This is a genomic window from Kribbella alba, assembly GCF_039529635.1.
In the GTDB taxonomy this organism is placed as follows: Bacteria; Actinomycetota; Actinomycetes; order Propionibacteriales; family Kribbellaceae; genus Kribbella; species Kribbella alba.
This window is the reverse complement of record NZ_BAAANE010000004.1, coordinates 953,870-973,862: the sequence shown is the minus strand read 5'-3', so window position 1 is coordinate 973,862 and position 19,993 is coordinate 953,870. Positions and strand designations below refer to the sequence as shown.

22 protein-coding genes, 1 tRNA gene and 1 pseudogene are annotated in these 19,993 nt (G+C 67.3%); 16 read left to right on the top strand and 8 right to left on the bottom strand.

Going from position 1 to position 19,993, the window contains the following annotated elements; all coding sequences use genetic code 11:
- Positions 1-19: 19 nt before the first annotated feature.
- On the top strand, positions 20-364 hold the full coding sequence (locus tag ABD210_RS11475; protein WP_344111068.1) for a YciI family protein: 345 nt from the start codon (positions 20-22) through the stop codon (positions 362-364).
- On the top strand, positions 364-1,797 hold the full coding sequence (locus tag ABD210_RS11470; protein ID WP_344111067.1) for an RNA polymerase sigma factor: 1,434 nt from the start codon (positions 364-366) through the stop codon (positions 1,795-1,797). The genes ABD210_RS11475 and ABD210_RS11470 overlap by 1 nt, the downstream gene beginning before the upstream one ends.
- Before the next feature lie 24 nt (positions 1,798-1,821).
- Here the strand turns inward: ABD210_RS11470 and ABD210_RS11465 are convergent, their stop codons facing one another.
- Entirely contained in the window at positions 1,822-2,067 is a 246-nt protein-coding gene (locus ABD210_RS11465; protein WP_344111066.1) for a hypothetical protein, read from the bottom strand.
- Between the two features lie 176 nt (positions 2,068-2,243).
- Between ABD210_RS11465 and ABD210_RS11460 the strand changes: the two genes are divergently transcribed.
- The 8 genes and pseudogenes from ABD210_RS11460 (at position 2,244) to ABD210_RS11425 (ending at position 10,360) form a co-directional block, all read left to right on the top strand.
- A complete protein-coding gene (locus ABD210_RS11460; protein WP_344111065.1) occupies positions 2,244-2,918 on the top strand; it encodes an isochorismatase family protein in 675 nt (224 codons plus the stop codon).
- 320 nt (positions 2,919-3,238) lie between these two features.
- Entirely contained in the window at positions 3,239-4,003 is a 765-nt protein-coding gene (locus tag ABD210_RS11455) for a methylenetetrahydrofolate reductase (RefSeq protein ID WP_344111064.1), read from the top strand.
- Positions 4,004-4,356: 353 nt separating this feature from the next.
- Positions 4,357-4,572, top strand: a pseudogene (locus ABD210_RS11450) (4Fe-4S binding protein); the annotation flags it as partial.
- A gap of 191 nt (positions 4,573-4,763) precedes the next feature.
- Positions 4,764-5,282, top strand: coding sequence for an NADH-quinone oxidoreductase subunit J family protein (locus ABD210_RS11445; RefSeq protein WP_344111063.1), 519 nt, complete (start codon positions 4,764-4,766; stop codon positions 5,280-5,282).
- Positions 5,282-5,602 carry an NADH-quinone oxidoreductase subunit NuoK gene (nuoK, locus tag ABD210_RS11440; protein WP_344111062.1) on the top strand — a complete coding sequence of 107 codons (321 nt, stop codon included), beginning with the start codon at positions 5,282-5,284 and terminating at the stop codon, positions 5,600-5,602. Before ABD210_RS11445 ends, nuoK begins: the two co-directional genes overlap by 1 nt.
- A complete protein-coding gene (locus ABD210_RS11435; protein ID WP_344111061.1) occupies positions 5,599-7,365 on the top strand; it encodes an NADH-quinone oxidoreductase subunit 5 family protein in 1,767 nt (588 codons plus the stop codon). The genes nuoK and ABD210_RS11435 overlap by 4 nt, the downstream gene beginning before the upstream one ends.
- Positions 7,362-8,912 carry a complex I subunit 4 family protein gene (locus tag ABD210_RS11430; RefSeq protein WP_344111060.1) on the top strand — a complete coding sequence of 517 codons (1,551 nt, stop codon included), beginning with the start codon at positions 7,362-7,364 and terminating at the stop codon, positions 8,910-8,912. Before ABD210_RS11435 ends, ABD210_RS11430 begins: the two co-directional genes overlap by 4 nt.
- Complete coding sequence (locus ABD210_RS11425; RefSeq protein WP_344111058.1) at positions 8,909-10,360, top strand: NADH-quinone oxidoreductase subunit N; 1,452 nt, start codon at positions 8,909-8,911, stop codon at positions 10,358-10,360. The genes ABD210_RS11430 and ABD210_RS11425 overlap by 4 nt, the downstream gene beginning before the upstream one ends.
- Before the next feature lie 33 nt (positions 10,361-10,393).
- Here the strand turns inward: ABD210_RS11425 and ABD210_RS11420 are convergent, their stop codons facing one another.
- Positions 10,394-11,011 (bottom strand): hypothetical protein, encoded by a 618-nt coding sequence (locus tag ABD210_RS11420; RefSeq protein ID WP_344111057.1) that lies wholly within the window; start codon positions 11,009-11,011, stop codon positions 10,394-10,396.
- A gap of 136 nt (positions 11,012-11,147) precedes the next feature.
- Between ABD210_RS11420 and ABD210_RS11415 the strand changes: the two genes are divergently transcribed.
- A complete protein-coding gene (locus tag ABD210_RS11415) occupies positions 11,148-11,648 on the top strand; it encodes a GNAT family N-acetyltransferase (RefSeq protein WP_344111056.1) in 501 nt (166 codons plus the stop codon).
- Positions 11,649-12,049: 401 nt separating this feature from the next.
- On the top strand, positions 12,050-13,069 hold the full coding sequence (locus ABD210_RS11410; RefSeq protein ID WP_344111055.1) for a lactonase family protein: 1,020 nt from the start codon (positions 12,050-12,052) through the stop codon (positions 13,067-13,069).
- A gap of 9 nt (positions 13,070-13,078) precedes the next feature.
- Here the strand turns inward: ABD210_RS11410 and ABD210_RS11405 are convergent, their stop codons facing one another.
- Together ABD210_RS11405 and ABD210_RS11400 are read right to left on the bottom strand one after the other, a co-directional pair.
- Positions 13,079-13,372 (bottom strand): hypothetical protein, encoded by a 294-nt coding sequence (locus ABD210_RS11405; RefSeq protein WP_344111054.1) that lies wholly within the window; start codon positions 13,370-13,372, stop codon positions 13,079-13,081.
- The gene (locus ABD210_RS11400; RefSeq protein WP_344111053.1) at positions 13,369-14,190 is read right to left on the bottom strand and encodes a phytanoyl-CoA dioxygenase family protein; all 822 of its coding nucleotides are present in this window, start codon (positions 14,188-14,190) and stop codon (positions 13,369-13,371) included. Before ABD210_RS11400 ends, ABD210_RS11405 begins: the two co-directional genes overlap by 4 nt.
- 153 nt (positions 14,191-14,343) lie before the next feature.
- On the opposite strand from ABD210_RS11400, the gene ABD210_RS11395 reads away from it, so the two are divergent.
- Complete coding sequence (locus tag ABD210_RS11395) at positions 14,344-15,150, top strand: AraC family transcriptional regulator (protein ID WP_344111052.1); 807 nt, start codon at positions 14,344-14,346, stop codon at positions 15,148-15,150.
- Between the two features lie 44 nt (positions 15,151-15,194).
- Here the strand turns inward: ABD210_RS11395 and ABD210_RS11390 are convergent, their stop codons facing one another.
- Both ABD210_RS11390 and ABD210_RS11385 read right to left on the bottom strand, forming a co-directional pair.
- Positions 15,195-16,196 (bottom strand): phosphotransferase enzyme family protein, encoded by a 1,002-nt coding sequence (locus ABD210_RS11390; RefSeq protein ID WP_344112039.1) that lies wholly within the window; start codon positions 16,194-16,196, stop codon positions 15,195-15,197.
- Positions 16,197-16,366: 170 nt separating this feature from the next.
- Complete coding sequence (locus tag ABD210_RS11385; protein WP_344111051.1) at positions 16,367-16,858, bottom strand: YajQ family cyclic di-GMP-binding protein; 492 nt, start codon at positions 16,856-16,858, stop codon at positions 16,367-16,369.
- An 83-nt stretch (positions 16,859-16,941) separates the two neighbouring features.
- On the opposite strand from ABD210_RS11385, the gene ABD210_RS11380 reads away from it, so the two are divergent.
- Both ABD210_RS11380 and ABD210_RS11375 read left to right on the top strand, forming a co-directional pair.
- Positions 16,942-17,024 (top strand) — tRNA-Tyr (locus ABD210_RS11380).
- Between the two features lie 152 nt (positions 17,025-17,176).
- Positions 17,177-18,352, top strand: a complete 1,176-nt coding sequence (locus ABD210_RS11375) for a hypothetical protein (protein WP_344111050.1) — start codon at positions 17,177-17,179, stop codon at positions 18,350-18,352.
- A 33-nt stretch (positions 18,353-18,385) separates the two neighbouring features.
- On the opposite strand, the gene ABD210_RS11370 is transcribed toward ABD210_RS11375, so the two are convergent.
- Positions 18,386-18,766 carry an HPF/RaiA family ribosome-associated protein gene (locus ABD210_RS11370; protein ID WP_344111049.1) on the bottom strand — a complete coding sequence of 127 codons (381 nt, stop codon included), beginning with the start codon at positions 18,764-18,766 and terminating at the stop codon, positions 18,386-18,388.
- Between the two features lie 151 nt (positions 18,767-18,917).
- On the opposite strand from ABD210_RS11370, the gene ABD210_RS11365 reads away from it, so the two are divergent.
- Positions 18,918-19,544: a class I SAM-dependent methyltransferase family protein gene (locus tag ABD210_RS11365; RefSeq protein ID WP_344111048.1), complete on the top strand. Its 627-nt coding sequence runs from the start codon at positions 18,918-18,920 to the stop codon at positions 19,542-19,544.
- Here the strand turns inward: ABD210_RS11365 and ABD210_RS11360 are convergent.
- The gene (locus ABD210_RS11360) at positions 19,528-19,953 is read right to left on the bottom strand and encodes a MarR family winged helix-turn-helix transcriptional regulator (RefSeq protein ID WP_344111047.1); all 426 of its coding nucleotides are present in this window, start codon (positions 19,951-19,953) and stop codon (positions 19,528-19,530) included. The genes ABD210_RS11365 and ABD210_RS11360 overlap by 17 nt on opposite strands.
- Between the last annotated feature and the right edge of the window lie 40 nt (positions 19,954-19,993).

Here is a 19,993-nt window from a genome sequence, read left to right as displayed (position 1 = left end):
TGAGACCAGGGAGGACCTGATGAAGCAATACCTGTTGAGCGTCTACCAGCCCGATGGGCCCACGCCGGCTCCGGAAGTGCTGGAGCCGATCATGAAGAACCTGGCCGCCTTGAACGAGGAGATCCAGGAGGCGGGTGCCTGGGTGTTCGCCGCGGGCTTGCATCCGCCGGAGTCCGCGACCGTACTGCGCGCCTCGGGTGACGAGCTGCTCGTCACGGACGGCCCGTTCACCGAAGGCAAGGAACACCTCGGCGGGTTCACGGTCATCCAGGTCGACGACCTCGACGAGGCGCTCGACTGGGCCCGCAAACTGGCCCGCATCCTCGCCCCCTTGTCCATAGAAGTCAGACCCTTCGCCTCCTGATGCCACCCGACGAGCCCACGCCTGACGAGCCTGGAGTGTCGGCCGCGCGCGATCCTGTGCCGTCGGCGCCCGACAGGTCCGCTGTCTCGGCGGCGGGTGAGCCTGACGTGTCGGCGCCTGACGTGCCTTTGGTGCCGGTGGCGGGTGAGCCTGACCTGTCGGCGCCTTACGTGCCTTTGGTGTCGGTGGCGGGTGAGCCTGACCTGTCGGCGCCTTACGTGCCTCTGGTGTCGGTGGCGGAGGTCGCGGCGGTGTTCCGGGCCGAGCACGGCCGGGCGGTAGCAGTACTGGCTCGGGTGTTCGGGGAGCTGGACATCGCCGAGGACGCCGTCCAGGAGGCCTTCGCCGCGGCGGTGGAGAAGTGGCCGCTGGCCGGGCTGCCGCCGAGCCCGGCCGGCTGGATCCTCACGACTGCTCGCAATCGCGCGATCGACCGGCTCCGGCGCGAGGCGTCGCGAGAGGACAAACACGCTCAGGCCGCGCTGCTGCACGCACAGGGCGACCCGGTGGAGGAGGGTGTCGTGCGCGATGACCGACTGCGGTTGATCTTCACCTGCTGCCATCCCGCACTGGCGCTGAACGTGCGGGTCGCCCTCACCCTGCGCCTGCTCGGCGGCCTCACCACGACCGAGATCGCCCGGGCCTTCCTGGTCCCCGAGCCCACGATGGCCCAGCGCCTCGTCCGGGCGAAGGCGAAGATCAAGGCCGCCGGGATTCCCTACCGCGTGCCCTACGAGGCCGATCTGCCCGAGCGCGTCCGCGGCGTACTGGCCGTCGTCTATCTGATCTTCAACGAGGGGTACGCCGCGTCGTCCGGCGACGAGCTCATCCGCTCCGACCTGTGCACCGAGGCGATCCGCCTCGGCCGCTTGCTGGTGGAGCTGATGCCGGACGAGCCCGAGGCGCTCGGCCTCCTCGCGCTGATGCTGCTCCAAGAATCGCGCCGCCCCTCGCGCGTCGGCCCTGACGGCTTCCTCATCCCGCTCCCTCAGCAGAACCGCCGGCTGTGGGATCGCGAACTGATTGCCGAAGGCCAAGACCTGGTACGCCGATGCCTCCGCCGCGGCGCGCCTGGTCCGTACCAGATCCAGGCGGCCATCAACGCCATCCACAGCGACGCGTCCTCGGCCGAGAGCACCGACTGGACCCAGATCGTGCAGCTCTACGACCAGATGATGCTCGTCGCCCCGAGCCCAGTGGTCGCTCTCAACCGAGCTGTCGCCGTCGCGGAGGTCGACGGTCCGGCGGCCGGCCTCGCTCTGGTGGACGACCTGGACCTTGGTGGCTACTACCTGTTCCACGCGATCCGCGCCGACTTCCTCAAACGCCTCGACCGCCTCCCCGAAGCCGCGACGGCCTACGACTCAGCCCACGCCTTGACCGCCAACACCACCGAACGCAACTTCCTCCAACACGCCCGCAACACCCTCTAGCCCTCCCGCTCCCTCCCCGCCCACCTACTCCGCGCTCGCCTGCTCCGGGCCGTGTTGTTCCGCGCTCGCCTGCTCCGGGCCGTGTTGTTCCGTGCTCGCCTGCTCCGGGCCGTGTTGTTCCGTGCTCGCCTGCTCCGGGCCGAGTTGCTCCGCGCTCGCCTGCTCCGGGCCGTGTTGTTCCGTGCTCGCGTGCTCCGGGCCGTGTTGTTCCGCGCTCGCGTGCTCCGGGCCGTGTTGCTCCGCGCTCACCTCCTCCGGGCCGAGTTCCATCGCGCCCACCTCCTCCGCGCCGAGTTTCACCGGCCCGCGCGGACCGCCAACACTCAGCAAGCCGGCTTCAGTACCTAGGTCCGCGCTCACCGGCGGCGCTGGCGGGCGGCTGGACCCCGGTTAGTGAGTGTTGGCGGTCCGCGCGTTCTGTCAGAGGCGTCTGGGAAGGTCAGGGCGTGACCGAGACCGTGGTTCCCAAGTTGCACGACTGGCACATCGAGGCGCGGGAGTATGCCCGGCACGAGTCGCGGCGCGGCAAGCGGCACGCCTATCAACAACTGGTGCCGGCTCGGACCGCCCTGATCGTCGTCGACATGGTCCCGTTCTTCACCGAGGAGGGCGACTACCAGCGCGGCATCGTCCCGAACATCAGCCTGCTCGCCGACACCCTGCGCGGCCTCGGTGGAACCGTTGCCTGGGTGCTGCCGGGATCAACCGAACCCACAGCGGTCACGCTCGAGTTCCTCGGTCCCGAAGTCGCGAAGCTCTTCAACGAGTCCGGCGGATCGGGGTCGCTCGCCGGTCGGGTGTGGCAGGAGTTCGAGATCCACGACGACGATCTGCTGGTCGAGAAGACCGCTGCGAGCGCCTTCTTCCCCGGCCGCTGCGACCTCCACCCGATGATCGAGCAGCGCGGCATCGACACCGTCCTGATCACCGGCACGGTCGCGAACGTCTGCTGTGAATCCTCGGCCCGCGACGCCAGCACCCTCGGCTATCGCGTCGTCATGGTCGCCGACGCAAACGCAGCCCGCCGCGACCAAGACCTCAACGCCACTCTCCACACCGTCTACCGAACCTTCGGCGACGTCCGACCCACAGCGGAAGTATTGGAGCTGCTCGCCGGTTAGCCGTTCCCGCTCCCGAGGTTGTGGTGGATCCTGATGCTCGGCGCAGCAGGCGTCGTTGCCGTCGACCATGGCCCGGCGCTCCGCCGCCTTGGTGTTCGCCTTCTGCGTTTCATGGTCGATGCGGTCGCCGTGCTCCGCCCAGTGGCCGCCGAGGTGCTGCTGGCTCCAAGCGAGTCGGTGGACGCCTGGGTGATGGCTAGCGGGTTCGCGGTATGGCGGAAACTTTTTGTCGCTATGTTCAAATTAGTTTCCGGCGTATCCGGACACGACGCCGGAGTTGACTTCGTACTGCGGACTGGTCGTCGGTAGGGTCGCGGGGTATGGGTGACGGCGGGTTCGAGTTGGTTTGTGAGGTGGAGCCGCCGACGCGGCCGGATCTGAAGAAGGTGCGGCACCAGATCGGGGTGCTGAGCCCGATCGCGGATGCCTTCCTGATCCCGGACAACCACATCGGCCGGGCGACCGTGTCGAGTGTGGCGGTGGCGAACGAGGTCCAGGCGATGGGTGCCCGGGGGATCGCCTGCTTGAACTCCCGGGACCGCAACCTGCTCGGCTTCCGGCGTGACCTGCTCACCGCCGCGGCGTACGGGGTCGAGCAGTTTCTCTTCGTGCACGGGGACGAGCCGAGCGCAGGTGGGCGGACCAGCGAGCTCACCGTGCGGACGATGATCGAGGAAGCCCGGGCGACGTCCTTCCCCGGCGTCGCGCCGTTCCAGGTTGGCGCGGCGACTCGGCTGCGGCCTGTTCCGGGGTGGAAGGCCGAGGCTGACTTCCTGTACGTGCAGGTCAGCTACGACCTGGAGGAGCTGCTGCGCTGGCGCGACAGCGTAGTACTGGACGTTCCGGTCTATGCGGGCGTGATGGTGCTCGCGAGCGCCAAGATGGCCCACAACCTGGCCGCGTTGCCGCAGTTGACGATCCCCGACCAGCTGATCGAGTCGGTCGAGCGGGACCCCGACGCCGGGGTCGAGGCCGCCTGTGAGCACATCCTGAAGGTCCGCGACAGCGGGGCGTTCGACGGCGTCCACCTGATCCCGGTCAGCCGGTACCGGCAGGTCGCGGCCCGCCTCGAACGCGACCTCTGACCGGAGCACGCCTCAGGGGAGCTGCGGACTCGCCCCGGCTCACCTCGCTGTTGACGAGCCGCGACCGGGGAGCTCCGGAATCACCGAGCTCGCGGAACCACCTCGCGGTTGTCCCCCGAAGTACAGCCTGAATCCCGGACTCCGACGCCTCCTGGCCCCCTCACGGCCCGGGACCGACTAGTCTCAGCGTGCAGAACTGACCGACGGGAGGAGGAGGCGTGGCGCTACCTGGCAAGGGTCTGATCGACGGGCTGAAGGTCACCGCGAAGACGCTGTCCCGCCGCTCCGTCACCGAGCAGTACCCGGACGTCCAACCCGAGTTGCCGCCGCGGAGCCGGGGCGTGATCGCGCTGATGGAGGAGAACTGCACCTCCTGCATGCTCTGTGCGCGGGAATGCCCGAGTTGGTGCATCTACATCGACTCGCACACCGAGACCGCGCCGTCGGTCGGTGAGCAGGCACGGGAGCGCAGCCGGAACGTGCTGGACCGGTTCGCGATCGACTTCTCGCTCTGCATGTACTGCGGGATCTGCATCGAGGCGTGTCCGTTCGACGCGTTGTTCTGGTCGCCGGAGTTCGAGTACGCGGAGACCGACCTGCGCAACCTCACCCACGAGAAGGAACGGCTGCGCGAGTGGATGTGGACCGTGCCCGCGCCGCAACCCATCGATCCGGGGCCCTCGGTCGTCGAGCCGGTGATCGAAGCGGGCGAATCGGGGCGTGAGGAGTGACGACTGCGCTCTTCTCCATCGCGGGGGCGGTGGTGATCGCGGCGGCCGTGCTCGTCGTCACCTCGCGCCGGATCGTGCACGCCGCGCTGTGGCTGGTGGTCGCGCTCGGTGCTGTGGCGGGCTGCTTCGGTGCGTTGCATGCCGAGTTCGTGGCGTTGGTCCAGATTCTTGTCTACGTCGGCGCGATCGTGGTGCTGGTTCTCTTCGCGCTGATGTTGACGAAGGCGCCGACCAACCCACTGCCCGCACTGACGACCCACCGCAGCCCTTTCGCGGCCGGCGTGGCCGTTGTCCTGGCGCTGATCCTCGGCACGGGGGTAGTAATTGCCTTTGGCAACGAAAAGATCAAGCCCGTGCCGGCCGGTTCCGCAGCCGACATCGGTACTGCGGTGTTCCGCGTCTGGGTCTTGCCGTTCGAAGTCCTGTCGGTGTTGTTGCTGGCAGCATTGATCGGCGCGATCGCCCTGTCGCAGCGATCCGGGAAATTGTCGGAGCCCTCTGACACGGTGTCGTCCTCGGATGATTCGGCGCAGAAGGGGGACGGCTGATGCCACTGATTCTCCCGCTGCTGCTGGCAGTCGTGCTGTTCTGCCTCGGTGTGTACGGCGTGCTGGCGCGGCGCAACGCGATCACGATGCTGATGTCCTTCGAGCTGATGCTGAACGCGGTGAACCTGAACCTGGTCGCCTTCGACGCGTGGCGGCTGGACGGGCTCGCGACCGGTCAGACGCTGGCTGTGTTCGTCATCACCTTGGCCGCGGCGGAGATCGGGCTGGGCCTGGCGATCGTGCTGCTGCTGTTCCGCGGGCATGGCCATGTCGACGCCGACGCCGCGCGCGACCTGCTGGAGAAGGGCGCTGACAGGTGATCGCCACAGCCTGGCGGGTGGTCGGTGTCGGGTTCTCCCTGCTGGTGATCCTGGCTGCCGCGTTGCTTTACGGGGTGGATCCGCAGCAGACCTCGCTCGCCGGCACGTTCATCGGCAATGAGGTGTTCATCAGTTTCGACCTGCGCACCGACGACCTGACCGTGCTGATGCTTGCCATCGTCGGTGTGATCTCGGCCTGCGTGCAGGTCTACTCGATCGGTTACCTGGAGAAACGGGTCGCCTCCTACACCGCGCTGGTGACGTTGTTCACCGCGGCGATGGTCACGGTGGTCGTGTCGGACAGCCTGTTCCTGCTGCTGATCGGCTGGGAGGTGATGGGCGCCTGCTCATATCTGCTGATCGGTCACTACTGGGAGCGTCACGACGCCCGGGCAGGCGCGATGAAGGCGTTCCTGATGACCCGGCTCGGCGATGTCGGTTTCCTGTTCGGCATCTTCGTGCTCGGCGTTGGAGCGGGCACCTTCCGTATCTCCGAGCTCCGGCCGGAGGAGATCTCGCCGGGTGCGCTGACCGCGGGGACCTTGCTGCTGCTGGTCGGCGTGATCGGCAAGTCCGCTCAAGTTCCGCTGCACACCTGGCTTCCGGACGCCATGCCCGGCCCGAGCCCCGTCAGCGCGCTGATCCACGCCGCCACGATGGTCGCCGCCGGCGTCTTCCTGATCGCCCGCCTGTTCGGCGTGTTCGCCGCGGCTGACGCGACTCTCACGGTGCTCGCGGTGGTGGCGTCGGTGACGATGCTGTTCGCCGCCCTCTGCGCGATGGCCGCGGTCGAGGTGAAGCGCGTGCTCGCCTGGTCGACCGTGAGCCAGCTCGCCATCATGTTCGCCGGACTTTCGCTCGGTACTGCGGATGGCCGCCACGCCGCGTTGTTCCACCTGCTCACGCACGCCGCGTTCAAGGGGTTGCTGTTCCTCTGCGCGGGCGTGCTGCTGCACCAAGTCGGGAGTGCCGCGTTCGTCGTGCTCCGGCGATACACCCGTCGCGGCGCACTGCGGAAGGCGATGCCCGTCACCTTCGTCACGATGACGATCGGCCTCGCCGCGCTCGCCGGCGTACCGGGGTTTGCCGGGTTCTTCTCCAAGGATTCGGTGGTCGAGGCGGCCTGGCATCACGCGCGGGATGGTTCGCTCGTTGGATGGATCGTGCTCGTGTCGGTGTGCGTGACCGCTGGGTTGACGGCCTTCTACTGCGTGCGGATGTGGTTGTGGGTGTTCTTCCGGACGCCTGCGCTGGCGGGTGCGTTGGGGGCGTTCGAGGCCGACGACCCGATGGCGGATCTGGAGGACCCCGACACTTCGAAGCTCCGTGATGCTCCATGGATCATGCTTGCTCCGCTCGTGCTGCTGGCGGTCGCTGCCGTGGTGCTCGGCTATACCGATGGCGTTCACGTCAACTGGGCGATCGCGTTGCTGACCACCGTCCTGGCGTTGCTCGGTGCGCTGCCGGCGTACTCGCTGTGGCAGCGCGGGGCCGATCCACGGCCAGTCGTGCTGGAGCGCGAGTTCGGGGTGGACGCCCTCTATCACCGCCTGTTCGTTGTGCCGGTGCAATGGTTCGCGAAGCTTGTGGTCGGCGGTGACCGGGATGTGGTCGGGGCGTATGTGCGCGCGGCCGGACGAGCTGGGGTGCTGGCCTCGGCCGGCTTCCGGAAGTTGCAGACCGGGAACGTGCAGACGTACCTGACGGCCGCGGTGGTCGGGGTGGTCGCGCTGGCGATCCTGGCGGGGGTGATCGGGTCGTGAGTGTATTGCTGATCGCTCTGCTCGCGGTGCCGTCGTTGACCGCGCTGGTGCTGTGGGCGCTGCCTGCCGGGACTGGCGAGCGGGTCGCGGCGATCGTCGGTTCGGTGGTCTCCGGGTTGGTGTTGGTCGGTTCCGCGGTGCTCTGGTGGGATCTGCTCAGGCCGCGTGGTCCAGTGACGGCGACGGATCAGTATCTGACCGGTCCCTCGCAGAGGATCTTGCCGGGCGCAGTGCACGCCTACGCCGAGACCGACGTGTCCTGGATCCCGGCGCTGGATGTCAGGTTCCACCTCGGGATCGACACGATCTCGATGCCCTTGATCGTGCTGGCCGCGCTGCTGGTGTTCCTCTGCTGCCTGTACTCCTTGCGGATCACCCCGCGCATCGGCCGGACCCGTTCGCTGATCGCGTTGCTGCTGGTGATCGAGACCGGCGTGATCGGGACGTTCTCGGCGCTCGACCTGGTGTTGTTCTTCCTGTTCTTCGAGGTCGTGCTGATCCCGATGTGGCTGGTCATCGACATCTGGGGCGACGAGCACGATCCGGCCGGCCGGCGTCGTGCTGCGACCACGTTCGTGTTGATGACGGTGCTCGGCTCCGCGCTGATGCTGCTCGGGTTCCTGCTCGTGCATCGCCTGACCGGGACGTTCGATCTGGAGGCGCTCGGCCGAAACCCGTGGCAGAGCGGCCACGGCACCGCGCTGAAGGCGGCCGTGCTGATCGCGATCGGCCTGGCCGTGAAGATGCCGCTCTGGCCGTTGCACATCTGGCTGCCGGACGCGCACGCCAAGGCTCCGACGGTGGGCTCGGTGCTGCTGGCCGGGGTGCTGCTGAAGCTCGGCAGTTACGGAATGATCCGGATCCTGCTGCCGGTTCTTCCCGGAGCGACGGCCACCATCGCGCCGTACCTGGCAGGCTTCTCGACTGTGGCAATCATCGCCGGATCGCTCGCGTGTCTGGCGCAGACGGATGTCAAACGGCTGATCGCGTATTCCAGCGTCGGGCACATGGGCTTCATCGGGCTCGGTATCTCCACGATGTCGCCCGAGGGACTGAGCGGCGCGCTGTTCGCCAACATCGCGCACGGCATCATCACTGGCCTGCTGTTCTTCCTGGCCGGGGCGATCAAGGACCGGCACGACACCAGCGATCTGCGCGCGATCGGCCGGGCCCTGTATGCCCGGATGCCGCGCATCAGCGGTCTGCTGACGTTCGCCTGCCTGGCCTCGCTCGGGCTCCCCGGACTCGCCGGCTTCTGGGGCGAGATGCTGGTCCTGCTGGGCGCCTTCCATCCCGCGGATTTCTTGCCGCGGGCAACTTTTCTGGTGTTCATGGTGATCGCCGGGCTGGGCACGGTGCTCACCGCCGCCTATTTCCTGCGCCTGATCCGGAATCTCTGCCAGGGTGATCCGGCCGAGTACCCGGCCGCCGCCTTCGCGGTGGACCTGAGCCGGATCGAACTGATCGCCTGGGGGCCGCTGGTGCTGCTGACCGTCGTCCTCGGGGTCTGGCCCTGGTTCCTGCTGCAGTACTGGACGTTCGTATGACGATCACGTGGACCGACTGGCAGGCGATGGCCGTACCGCTGGTGCTCGCGCTCGGCGCGATCGCGGTACTGCTGATCGACGGCTTCTGGAGCACCGGGACCAAGCAGCTGAAGCACACGGCGGCCACGCTGATCACCGGTGCCGTGATCCTCTTCGGACTCGCGTTCATCGCCGCCCAGCGGAACGATTTCCATGCCGGGTTCTGCCGAACCGTGGTCGAAGGTCCGGCCGAGTGCAGCCTGGTGGTCGAGCCGCTGACGATCGGCCTCTGGGCCGTGCTGTTGATCGGTGGACTCGGGGTCGTGGGACTCTCGGCGTACCGGTTGCTGTCCGCGGACATCCCGGTCGGGGAGTACCACTTCCTCCTGCTCAGTGCGCTGGTCGGGGCGACCGTTCTCGCCGGCGCGCGCGACCTCGCGACCATGGTGATCGCGCTCGAGGTGGTGTCCCTGCCGAGCTTCGCGATGGTGGCCCTGCGCCGCGACCGCCGCGGCTCCGAGGGCGCGATGAAGGCGTTCCTGGTCTCGGTGCTGTCGACCGCGGTGATGCTGTTCGGCGTCTCCTACCTGTACGGCGTGACTGGGTCGCTGTACCTCCAGACGATCGCGACCAGGCTGCCGGGGATCGACACGGACCTGCGACGGGTTGCATTCGCCGCCGGGTTGTTCGTGATCGTCGGCTTCGGCTTCAAGATCGCGGCGGTCCCGTTCCACGGCTGGCTTCCGGACACGTACGCCGGGGCGCCGGTCGAGGTGGCTGCCTTCCTCGCGGTGGTGTCGAAGTCCGCCGGTGTGGCCGGGCTGCTCGTGCTTATGACCTTCGGCGTCGCTCCTAGCGGTGGCGACCTTCGGATGGTCCTCGCTCTGTTGGCCGCGGTGACGATGACGGTGGGAAACCTGGCGGCGCTGCGTCAGGTGGAAGCTGTCCGGCTGCTCGCCTGGTCGTCGATCGGCCAGGTCGGGTTCCTGCTGGCGCCGCTGGCGGTTGGGGACGCGCAGGCCGTCGTTGGTTACCTCGCCGCTTATGTGGTTGTCACGCTGGGGGCGTTCGGTGCGGTGGCGGTGGTTCAGCGACACCGGCCGGCGGGGCTGCTGACCGACTACCGGGGCATGGTTCGGTCCGAGCCGGGCCTTGGGGTGGCGCTGGTGTTCTTCCTGGTTGTGCTGGCAGGGCTTCCGCCGGGCTTGGCCGGGTTGTTCACCAAGTTCGCGGCCTTCCAGGCTGTGATCGGTGCGCACATGGGGTGGCTCGCTGTCACGATGGCGGTCAACGTGATGATCGGCCTGGCGGTCTACCTCCGCTGGGTGGCCGAGCTGATCCGGCTGCCGGCCGACGACCCGTTCTCCGTCGACATCGAGAATCCAGCAGTGGCCGTCATCAGCGCCTGCGCCGGAGCGGCCGTGGTCCTCTCGATCCTCCCCGGCGCCCTTTTCGCCCTCGTCACCTGAAGCCCGTCCCGGCCGAGTGATGCGGGCTCGCGCTCAGGGGAGTTTCGGGGCGTCCGGGTGGTAGGCGCGTTGACGCTCGATGGGGGCGTCGGCGAAGTCGCCGGAACCGTTGACGACCTCCCCTACCTTGAGGGTGAGCTTGCGCGCCGTGCCGAAGCCCTTCAGTACGGCGCCGCGGTGATCCGGGTCCGGGTGCGACCCGTCGGCCCCTCCGCTCAGCTCGACCTGCTGTGCCGTGATCTGCCCGAGCACCGCGCAGCCGTCACCCAGTTCAGCGGGGCCGAGGATGAGCGGGCCGCTGCTGAGCCTCGTGTTGTCGCCGATGGTGACGTTCTTGCCCGGCTGGTTCGCGGTGATGCGCGCGCCGCCTTCGCCGATGCGGTTGTTGCTCCCGATGCTGACCTCGGCACCGCCGGTTGCCGTGATGAAAGTCCCGGGCAGGAGCGTGTTCCCCGAGCCGAGGATGCACTCGCTGTCCTGGTCGCACTCGATCACGACTCCGGGGTACAGGACATTTCCCTCACCGAAGCGGACTCGGCTGCCTACCAACACGGAGTACGGATCGAGAACGACCGTGCCCGCCGCCGCGAGTTCGAGAATCTCGCCGACCGTCCTCAGCCCCCGCGCTGACCTTTGCTCATCAGTGATCATCCGCCCGACTCTAGGCTTCCCTTCAGCTCAGCCCCAAAGCTCCAGACGTAGATCGTGATGTGCCCCGGTCTGGAGGCGGTCTGCCGCTGGCGGAAACTCAGGTGGCCTTGGCGCGCCAGCTGGGTAGAGTCGGGCAGTGCCAGAACTGAAGCAGTTGCACGGTGGTCACGCCCCGGCGGTCCTGGCCTTCGAGCTGGCGAACCGCACCTACTTCGCTGCCTCGGTCTCGGACCGCGGCGACGACTTCTTCGACCAGTTCTCCGACCGGTACAACGCTTTGCTGGCTGAGCAGGAGGCGGGCGTCTGCGCCTTCTACGTGCTCGTCGCCGAAGACGGCTCGGTACTCGGGAGGTTCAACCTGATCGACATCGAGGATCGCACTGCGAAGCTCGGCTACCGGGTTGCGCAGCACGTCGTCGGCCGTGGCGTGGCGACCGAGACCGTTCGGGAGCTGTGCCGGCTGGCGGCGTCGCGGCACGGGCTGCGCACACTGCGGGCGGCCACGACCCACGAGAATGTCGCGTCGCAGAAGGTGCTGACCAAAGCCGGGTTCATCCTGTCCGGCCCAGCTGACCCGGCCGACCTCGGCGGTAAGCCAGGCCGCTGGTATCAGCGTGACCTGCTACTCCAGCCGTAGACCGCGATCTTGCTGCCCAGGCCAGCCACTGCCGGAGGCAAGCCGCGAATCAGACCCGAAGATCACGATGCACTGCGGGAGCACTGGGGAGCTTTCACGACTCCCGTCGCCCAACCCGCCTAGGCGGGTTCCTGCTGCACTTGTTTGGCCTTGCCGAGAAAGCGCCGCTCAGTTGGAAGCAGTAGCCGCCCGCTTCGCGGCTGCTGATCCGCTCGGCTGACTCGATCGGGTCCAGCCGGCCGCCACGGCCGAGCTGCCGCTCGGCGGCGCGCTGGGCCCGGACCGCCAACACTCATCAACCGATTGACCTGGCCCGGAGTTGAGCGTGCAGCGGGTCGGACGGAGGCCTGAATCGTGGATTGGTGAGTGCCGGGTGTCCGGGGACCTGGCAGGGTAGGGGCATGACCTCGGAGCGGATCTACGTCGGCAGTTACACCACCCAGGCAGGCGGCGGCGAGGGGATCGGTTTCGGGCCGATCGACGCGATGACAGTCGCCGCGACGACGGACGACCCGTCGTTCCTGACCCGCTCGGCCGATGGGCGGTTCCTCTACGCGACGAACGAGCTGGAAGCCGGTCGCGTCAGCGCCTTCGCCATCCAGGAAGATGGCTCGCTTGAGTTCCTCAACGACCAGCCGACCGGCGGCGCGCATCCGTGCCACCTCGCCGTCGACCCGTCCGGGAACTTCCTGTTGTCGGCGAACTACAGCTCGGGATCGGTCGCCATCCACCCGATCGCCGAGGACGGTTCGCTCGGCGAGGCCACGCAGATCCTGCAGCGCGAGGGGACCGGCCCGAACGAGGAGCGTCAGGAAGGTCCGCATGCGCACCAAGTGGCATTCGACCCGGCCGGCGCTTACGCCTTCGACATCGACCTGGGGTCCGACTCGGTGTACGTGTCCACGCTGACCTCCGAAGGTCGCCTGGAAGAGGTGGCCCGGCTCGCAGTCCACCCGGGCGCCGGGCCACGGCACCTGGTGTTCCACCCGCGCGTCGGGGCGGCGTACCTGATCAACGAGCTGAACTCCACGCTGATCGTCTGCAGCTACAGCGACGGCAAGCTGGCGATCGCGCAGACCTTGTCGACCCGGCCTGAGGGCGCGGAGGGCGACAACTTCCCGGCGGAGGTGCTGATCTCCGCCGACGGACGATTCGTCTACGGCTCGAACCGCGGCGACGACAGCATCGCGGTGTTCGCGGTTGGCGACGACGGGCTCTCGGCGGAGCTGATCCAGACGATCGACTCGGGCGGGACCTGGCCACGACACCTTGCCTTGAGCAACGATGGCACTCAGTTGTACGCCGCGAACGAGCGTTCCGACTCGGTCGCGGTGTTCACCATTGGCCGGACCAGCGGCGTCCTCTCCGCAACGGGGACGCCGCTGACCTGGCCCAAGCCGGTCTGCGTACTACCTGCCTAGTCCTGCGGCTCAGACAGTGACGAGCTTCTCGAAGAAGAACTCGTGCTTGAGGAACGACACGTCGTACTCGTGACCGGGCTGCGGCGGGAGCAACTGAGCGGCCTGGAAGAGTCGCCAGCCGTCCTTGAGTGCGTCGAGTCCGCTCGCGTACGGCGGGACGTCGGAGTCACCCGTGGTCGGCGAGGTCTCGCCAGTGCCGTCGTACGTGGACCAGCCGACGACGCGCGAGTCCAGCGCGGAGGAGGACAGGTAGAGCACCAGGACCTGCTGGCGGACCACCTGCTGGGGAGTGGTGACGGTCATGCCATCTCCTTCTTCGCTGCGTGCGGGTTGAGGCTGCGCTGGGCGACGACCCGACGCGGGCGGTTCGACACCCGGGTGACCCAGTAGTCCGGGTCGTAGGTGTCGTCGCCGGTGATGGCCTGCCACAGCTTCACCCGGTTGTAGATCTCCAGCCGGCCGGTGGCGTTCTCGTACCAGGGGAAGGACTGGCCGAGCGCGGCGGCCACCTGGTCGTCGTACAGGTCCTCGGTGTTCCACAGCCGGACCTGACGGACGGTCGGGTTGAACCGGATCTTGAACATGTAGCGGTCGATGGCGCTGTCGTTCTTGCGGCCGCCGTGCCAGATGCCGTGGTGCAGGAAGACCACCGTGCCGGGCGGGCAGGTGAGCCGGGTCTGGCCGAGGAGGTTCTGGTACCGGCCGGTATCGGTCTCGTTCGTGCGGCGCAGATGGCTGCCGGGCACGCTCAGGGTGCCGCCCATCTCGAGCGTCACTTCCTGCGGGTAGTACATGAGCTGTACGTCGAAGGCGTCCGGGCGGACGTCGATGATCGCGTCGCCGTGCAGGTTCTGCGCCTCGCCCTCGTTGGCCCGGCGGATGTGGACGGCGTGGTGGTCAACGGCCGGCTCGGGGCCGACGAAGCTGTGGATGGCGCCGGCGATCTCGGGGAGTTGCACCAGCCGCTGCACGAACGGGCTGTCCTGGAAGGCCTCCGAGAGCGGGGTGCCGTACGGGACGCCGGGGATGCCGGCCTTCAGTACGTCGATCGCCTCCTGGTTCATCTCGTCCGGTACGACGGCGTCCATCCGGAACGCGCCGGTGGCCACGAAATGGGCCATCTGTACCGAGGTAAGCAGGTTCTTGTGATGAGGTTGGGGCATGTCTCTCCCTCTCGGGGCGAGTAGTCCTTGGTGGTCACTACTCGACAAGCGTAAGAAGATTTCGCCTTGCTGCGCGTGGGCTGAGATCACCACTGGTGGTAATTTCTCACCATGATCGAACGGGTTCCATTGCATCTGCAGGAGCCGCCGGAGCTGGTGAACCCAGGCATGGGCATCCACGGAGTTCGCACCTCGCGCGACGTGTTCCGGCTGCCTGACCTGTGGCAGTTCCACCTGTACGGCTACTCGGCCGACCTAACCCTGAACGGCCGCACCTACCCGGTCCGGCCGGGATCGGTCAGCCTGGTGCCGCCCGGCGTCCAGGTGGAGTTCGCGTACCGCGGCCGGTCCGAGCACCTCTTCGCTCATTTCCGTACGTCGACCGCGGGTGACCCGGTGCTGGTCCCTGTCGTCCAAGAGGCCGGGGTGGCGGCGACGGCGTTGTCGGACCTGATGAGCAGCGCCATCGAGGCTTCGCCAGGTGGTTCGCCGCGGGTTGCAGCCGAGATCTGGACGGCGCTCTGGCGGGTTTCGCAGTTGAGCGCGGCTATAACCGACGGCAGTGGTGCGGCCGGTCATCCGGCGGTTTCGGCAGCCATCGCCTATATCGAGGCCAACCTGGCGCGCCCGCTCACGGTCCCCGCCCTCGCCCGAGCGGCGGGTGTCTCTCATAACCATCTGACCCGGTTGTTCGGCTCGGAGACCGGAACGACGGTGGTTGCCTATATCCGTGAGCGCCGGATGGCCCGCGCCAGGCACCTGCTGGTCTCCTCGACCCTGTCGATCCCGGCCGTAGCGGCGTCCGTCGGCATCCCGGACCTCCAAGCATTCAACAAGGCCTGCCATCGCGAACTGGGTGGTTCCCCCCGGGCCGTCCGCGCCGGAAATGTGGTGGTCGGCGCTGGTACACCGGCCTAGCGTTCACCAGAGGTATGAGCTGATCCCGGTTCCCGCCGCTTGAGCTACTCCTTGCGTCCGAAGAAGCGAGGGGTCCGCCCTACGTTCTTTCGGACGCAATGCCTAGGAGAGTGCCCAGCCGACCGCATCCTCGAGAGCGCGGGCGCAGCGATAGTAGGTGAGCCGGTCCGCGTCGAGGTTGACCTCGCCATAGCCGGTGACACGGACGGCTGGGAGCCGTGGGCCGGGCAGCTCAAGAAGGCGCTCAGTTGAGCTTCGGTGGTCGGTCCGACCGCGCCCATACCGCCGAGCATGAACATCAGATCCTGCTCCCGCGGTGCGAATATGACGTCGTCCCAGTCGATCAGGTGGAGGTGCCAGTCGGTCGGTTCGACCGCGGAGCCGACGTTGTTCTCGCCGGTCCCGCCACTGACGAGGACATTCCCGAGGTGCGGGTCCGCGTGGCAGATCGCCAGGTCGCCGCCAAGCTTCTTGCTCGCGAGTTCCTCGGCCAGGTGGAGCAGGTCGGTGACGAGCCCTCGGCGTTCCCGCCAGACGGTTGCCAACTCGTCCTCGAGCGCATCCGCTGGCGGCTCCGCAGTGAGCCGGTGCTCGACTGACCGGAGCTGAGCCGGCATGCGAGCGCTGATGGGACTAAGTCGGGGGAGTACTTCACAGAGATCCGCCGACGGTGCTGTGGCATGCACCTCGGCCAGCAGAGCGCCGTACGAGCTCCACTGGTCTGGCGTGAGGCCGGTCTCGGCGGCACGGCTGCCGGAGATCCACGGGACCAGCGAGAGGCGCTTGCCTTCGCGCTTGCTCCAGAGATCGCCGGTGCGGGTCTGTAGCGGCGCCGGCACGCCTCGTACGCCCCTGCCCGCGAGATAGGCGGCCGTCAGCGGGGCAGCATCCGTACCCGCGCCACTCCACTTGACGGCGTACCCCTCGCCTGTGGTCGCCTGGGCCTGCCACACCGCGGCGGCCACGTCTGCGCCGTGGTCGACCGGAGTGAGGTAGGTCACCTCCAGGCCGTAATCATCGCTGATCCACTGGCACGGCTTGGTCATCACCCGACCCAGAATGCCGGGCCCGGCGCCCACCGGCGACCGAGTTATCGGGCCGCTGGATCCGGCGTTGCCCGAGGCGGCCGACCGGTCCCTGGGTACGCGCTGCTGGGCGGGTTGCCGGGCCGAGGCGTCCCGGGCGGGGGATGGCCCTGTCTCGGCGTACGGGTCGGTCAGCGGTAGTTGACGAACTGGACCGCGAAGTCGAGGTCCTCGCCCTTGATGAGGGCCTGGACCGCCTGCAGGTCGTCCCGGCTCTTGCTCGACACCCGGAGTTCGTCGCCCTGGATCTGCGCCTTGACGCCCTTCGGGCCCTCGTCGCGGATCAGCTTGGACAGCTTCTTCGCGTTCTCCTGGGTGATGCCGGCGTTGATCGACGCGTTGATCTTGTAGATCTTGCCGGACAGCTTCGGGTCGTCGGCCTCCAGACCCTTCAGCGAGATCTGCCGCTTGACCAGCTTGTCCTTGAGCACGTCGAGGACGGCATTGACCCGCTCCTCGGTGTTCGCCTGCATGTCGATCGTCTCACCGGACCACTTGATGCCCGCGTCCACGTTCTTGAAGTCGAACCGCTGGCTGATCTCCTTCGCCGCCTGGTTGACGGCGTTGTCCACCTCCTGGTGATCGACCTTGTTCACGATGTCGAAGGAGGACTCCGAAGCCATGGGCAGTTCCTTTCCCGATTTGCTGTCAGGGGTGCTGTTTGTTGTATCGTCTCTCACGCCGCTCCTCGGAGCAGCATCACCCTGGCAGGTTGCCCGAGCGGCCAAAGGGAGCAGACTGTAAATCTGTCGGCTTATGCCTACGCAGGTTCGAACCCTGCACCTGCCACAGGGACAAAGACGGCCCCTGACCTGCGGAAACGTGGGTCGGGGGCCGTTTCGTCGTGGGCCCGTCTGCGCGGTGGCGCGGGAATAGGGGTGGGGTGGCCGGGGGTTGGCTTCTACGACGGGTTTGGCCCAGTGTGACGAGGAGAACGCGCGATGAAACCCACGGAGTTCGTCAAGGTGAACAGTCAGTTCTGGGGGGATCACCTGCGGAGTGTGAGTGAGCATCTGCCTGGCAGCCACTCCAGCGAACTGCCGGGCCTACTGGTCTATCCGCGGATCATGGTCCTGACCGAAACTCCGGACTGGAACATCCTGGAGCTGGTAGGGGTGAGCCGCGAGTACCGTTCGCTCGAGGTCAAGCGGCAGAAAGCTGCAAGCGTCGACCAGTACTTCGGAAGTGCGCAGTCGTCCACCTCCGAGGCGGTCGCGATCCTGTCAGACGAGAGTGTCGTCAAGGATGCGACGATCGCCAGTGAGCGCGGGCGCAGCGCGCTGGATACTACGATTCCGGCTGCCCAGAGCCTGATCGGCACCGAGCTGGTCGGTAGTGCCGACAAGCTCTTGCAGTTTGCTCCGGGGAACTATTCGTCGTTCGAGCGTGTCCTCCTCGTGTCGAGCGCGGACTCGTCGGTCCGCATCCACTGGACCTTCCTCGCGATCGCGATCCATCGCTCCGAGCCGGCGGACAAGTATCTGGACTACCTGCAGCGTCTGGTTTCCGCGGCGCCCCATCTCGATCCGGTCGGGACCCTCAGTGTGCCGCGAGGCGAGGTGGAGCAGGTCCTCAAGGGCGCCCCGTTCGCGAGCACCTACCTGATGCATGGCATTCCCGAGACCACCGTCGGCGAGTTCCTGAATCAGCACGAAGACATCCTGTTGTCGGCGTTCGACGCGACGCGACTGATCCAAGAGCCGTTTTTGGAGTGGCGCGACGGCACGTCGGGTGCGGATGAGATCGCGATCAACCCGGACTTCATCCTGGAGCGTGCGGACGGCAGCCACATCATCGGCGATCTGAAGTTGCCTTTGCTCGAGACCGCGACCGTGACCAAGGGTGGCAAGAAGCGTCGCCGATCGTTCACCGCGCCCGTGCCGGACGGGCTGGCGCAGCTCGCGCACTACGAGGAGTACTTCCAGAGCCCCGAGAATCGCGCTTTCGCCAAGGCGAAGTACGGCATCGAGGTCAGCGACCCGCGAAAGCTGCTGGTGATCGGTAGCCAGGAGAACGTTGACCCGACCGAATTCGAGGAGGCGGCGCGGTCAATCCCCTCCTTCGAGATCGTCGACTACGACTCGATCCTCCGCCTCTACCTCGCAGCGAAGTCCTAGTCCCCAAGAAGCCGGCAGCGGTCCAGCGTCGGGTCAGGTTGTCTTCTTCCGGAGCTGGCGGTTGTTCATCGGCTCCCGCTTCTGCTTCTCGTCCTCGAGCTGCTGGAGGAGTTCGCGCTTCGCCTCGGCGAGCGCCTTCTGCAGGTTCGGGTCGGCGGCCTTCGCCACTAGTTGCGGGCGTCCGGGCAGGTCGGCGCGCAACGTGACCTGTTGGTCCCGGTCGTCGCGGTCCTTGACCGAGACGTCCACCCTGATGCTGGCCGGATCCCAACGAGACAGGTGCGGCTCGAGCCTGGACAGGGCGTCGACCACCCACGGCCGCTCGGCCTCCGAAAATCCATGGCCGAGCTGCAGTACTTCGTCGAGGATGCCGGTCCTGGGACCGGCGGTCCCCGGGTTCTCGATCTCGCTCACCGCTGGCCTCTTTCCATTGGAGGGCTCATAACCGCCCCGGCGTCCGTTTCCGGTCGCTCGGTACTGCGGTACCCCGCGGGAGAGCTGTACACGCCCAGCTTGTGGAGCACGAGATCTCCAGCTTGTCGGCGGCGACGCTTAGGGTCAGGCCGTGCAGACTGATTGGGAGGGGTGGCACTCGGCGTATGCGGATCCGGAGTCGGCGTTGTCGCGGAGGCTGCTGGTCATCCAAGGGCTGATCGGGGAGTGGCTGGATCGGACGGCGCCGGAGCCGGTTCGGGTGGTGAGTGTGTGTGCGGGGGATGCGCGGGATCTGTTGCAGGTACTGCGGGCCAGGGGCGACGCGCCGCGGGTAAGTGCGACCTTGCTGGAGTACAACGCGAGGAACGTCGAGCGGGCTCGGGCGGCTGCGGACGACCTCGCCGGCATCGAGGTCCGGCAGGTCGATGCCGGTCAAACTGCCGCCTACCAGGGCGCTCTGCCGGCGGATCTCGTGCTGCTAGCAGGCGTTTTCGGGAACATCAGCGACGACGATGTCCGGACCACGATCGAGGCCTTGCCCGGCATGTGTTCCGCTGGTGCGCTGGTCATCTGGACGCGGCATAGAGGCGCGCCTGATCTCAGCGGCAACATCCGCGGCTGGTTCGGTACGGCCGGTTTCGTCCAGGAATCGTTCACCGCACCCGACGACGCCGTCTTCTCGGTTGGATCACACCGCTTCGCAGGAACACCGCGACCGTGGACCGCGGAGAAGGAGTTGTTCAGCTTCGTTCGGTGATGCCGGTGATTGCCGCGATCAGCTGCTTGCGATGAGTCGCGGGTAGGTCGTCAGTGAGCGCCGAGATGCGGCCAGTAAAGGCGTTGTGGGCCTCATGGGCGAGGTCTGAGCCGGCGTCGCTAAGGGCGATTTGGCAGGCGCGGCGGTCGTTGGGGTCGGTGGTTCGGGCGACCAGCGAGCGGCGTTCCAGGCGGTCGACCATGCTGGTGAGGCTGGAGCGTTCGATGCTCAGGATGCGACTGAGTTCGGTCATGCCGAGCGGGCCATCGAGGAGTACGCAGAGCAGGTGAGCCTGCTGCGGAGTCAACCCGAGCGGGCGGCTCGTCTCGGCGTACAGGTCCTGCAAGACGTGCATCAGGCGGACCAAGGAGCCGACTAGCTCCACATCGCTCGCTGTCCTCGTGGCCACGGGTCCACTGTAGTCCGTAGGGCGGACTGTTTGGCCTCCT

Excerpts from the sequence above, each read along its gene's own strand:
- ABD210_RS11385 (WP_344111051.1), bottom strand. The coding sequence starts at position 16,858 with ATGGCTTCGGAGTCCTCCTTCGACATCGTGAACAAGGTCGATCACCAG.
- ABD210_RS11475 (WP_344111068.1), top strand. The coding sequence starts at position 20 with ATGAAGCAATACCTGTTGAGCGTCTACCAGCCCGATGGGCCCACGCCG.
- ABD210_RS11470 (WP_344111067.1), top strand. The coding sequence starts at position 364 with ATGCCACCCGACGAGCCCACGCCTGACGAGCCTGGAGTGTCGGCCGCG.
- ABD210_RS11395 (WP_344111052.1), top strand. The coding sequence starts at position 14,344 with ATGATCGAACGGGTTCCATTGCATCTGCAGGAGCCGCCGGAGCTGGTG.
- nuoK (WP_344111062.1), top strand. The coding sequence starts at position 5,282 with ATGCCACTGATTCTCCCGCTGCTGCTGGCAGTCGTGCTGTTCTGCCTC.
- ABD210_RS11405 (WP_344111054.1), bottom strand. The coding sequence starts at position 13,372 with ATGACCGTCACCACTCCCCAGCAGGTGGTCCGCCAGCAGGTCCTGGTG.
- ABD210_RS11400 (WP_344111053.1), bottom strand. The coding sequence starts at position 14,190 with ATGGCCCATTTCGTGGCCACCGGCGCGTTCCGGATGGACGCCGTCGTA.
- ABD210_RS11410 (WP_344111055.1), top strand. The coding sequence starts at position 12,050 with ATGACCTCGGAGCGGATCTACGTCGGCAGTTACACCACCCAGGCAGGC.
- ABD210_RS11375 (WP_344111050.1), top strand. The coding sequence starts at position 17,177 with ATGAAACCCACGGAGTTCGTCAAGGTGAACAGTCAGTTCTGGGGGGAT.
- ABD210_RS11425 (WP_344111058.1), top strand. The coding sequence starts at position 8,909 with ATGACGATCACGTGGACCGACTGGCAGGCGATGGCCGTACCGCTGGTG.
- ABD210_RS11420 (WP_344111057.1), bottom strand. The coding sequence starts at position 11,011 with ATGATCACTGATGAGCAAAGGTCAGCGCGGGGGCTGAGGACGGTCGGC.
- ABD210_RS11390 (WP_344112039.1), bottom strand. The coding sequence starts at position 16,196 with ATGACCAAGCCGTGCCAGTGGATCAGCGATGATTACGGCCTGGAGGTG.
- ABD210_RS11465 (WP_344111066.1), bottom strand. The coding sequence starts at position 2,067 with ATGGAACTCGGCCCGGAGGAGGTGAGCGCGGAGCAACACGGCCCGGAG.
- ABD210_RS11455 (WP_344111064.1), top strand. The coding sequence starts at position 3,239 with ATGGGTGACGGCGGGTTCGAGTTGGTTTGTGAGGTGGAGCCGCCGACG.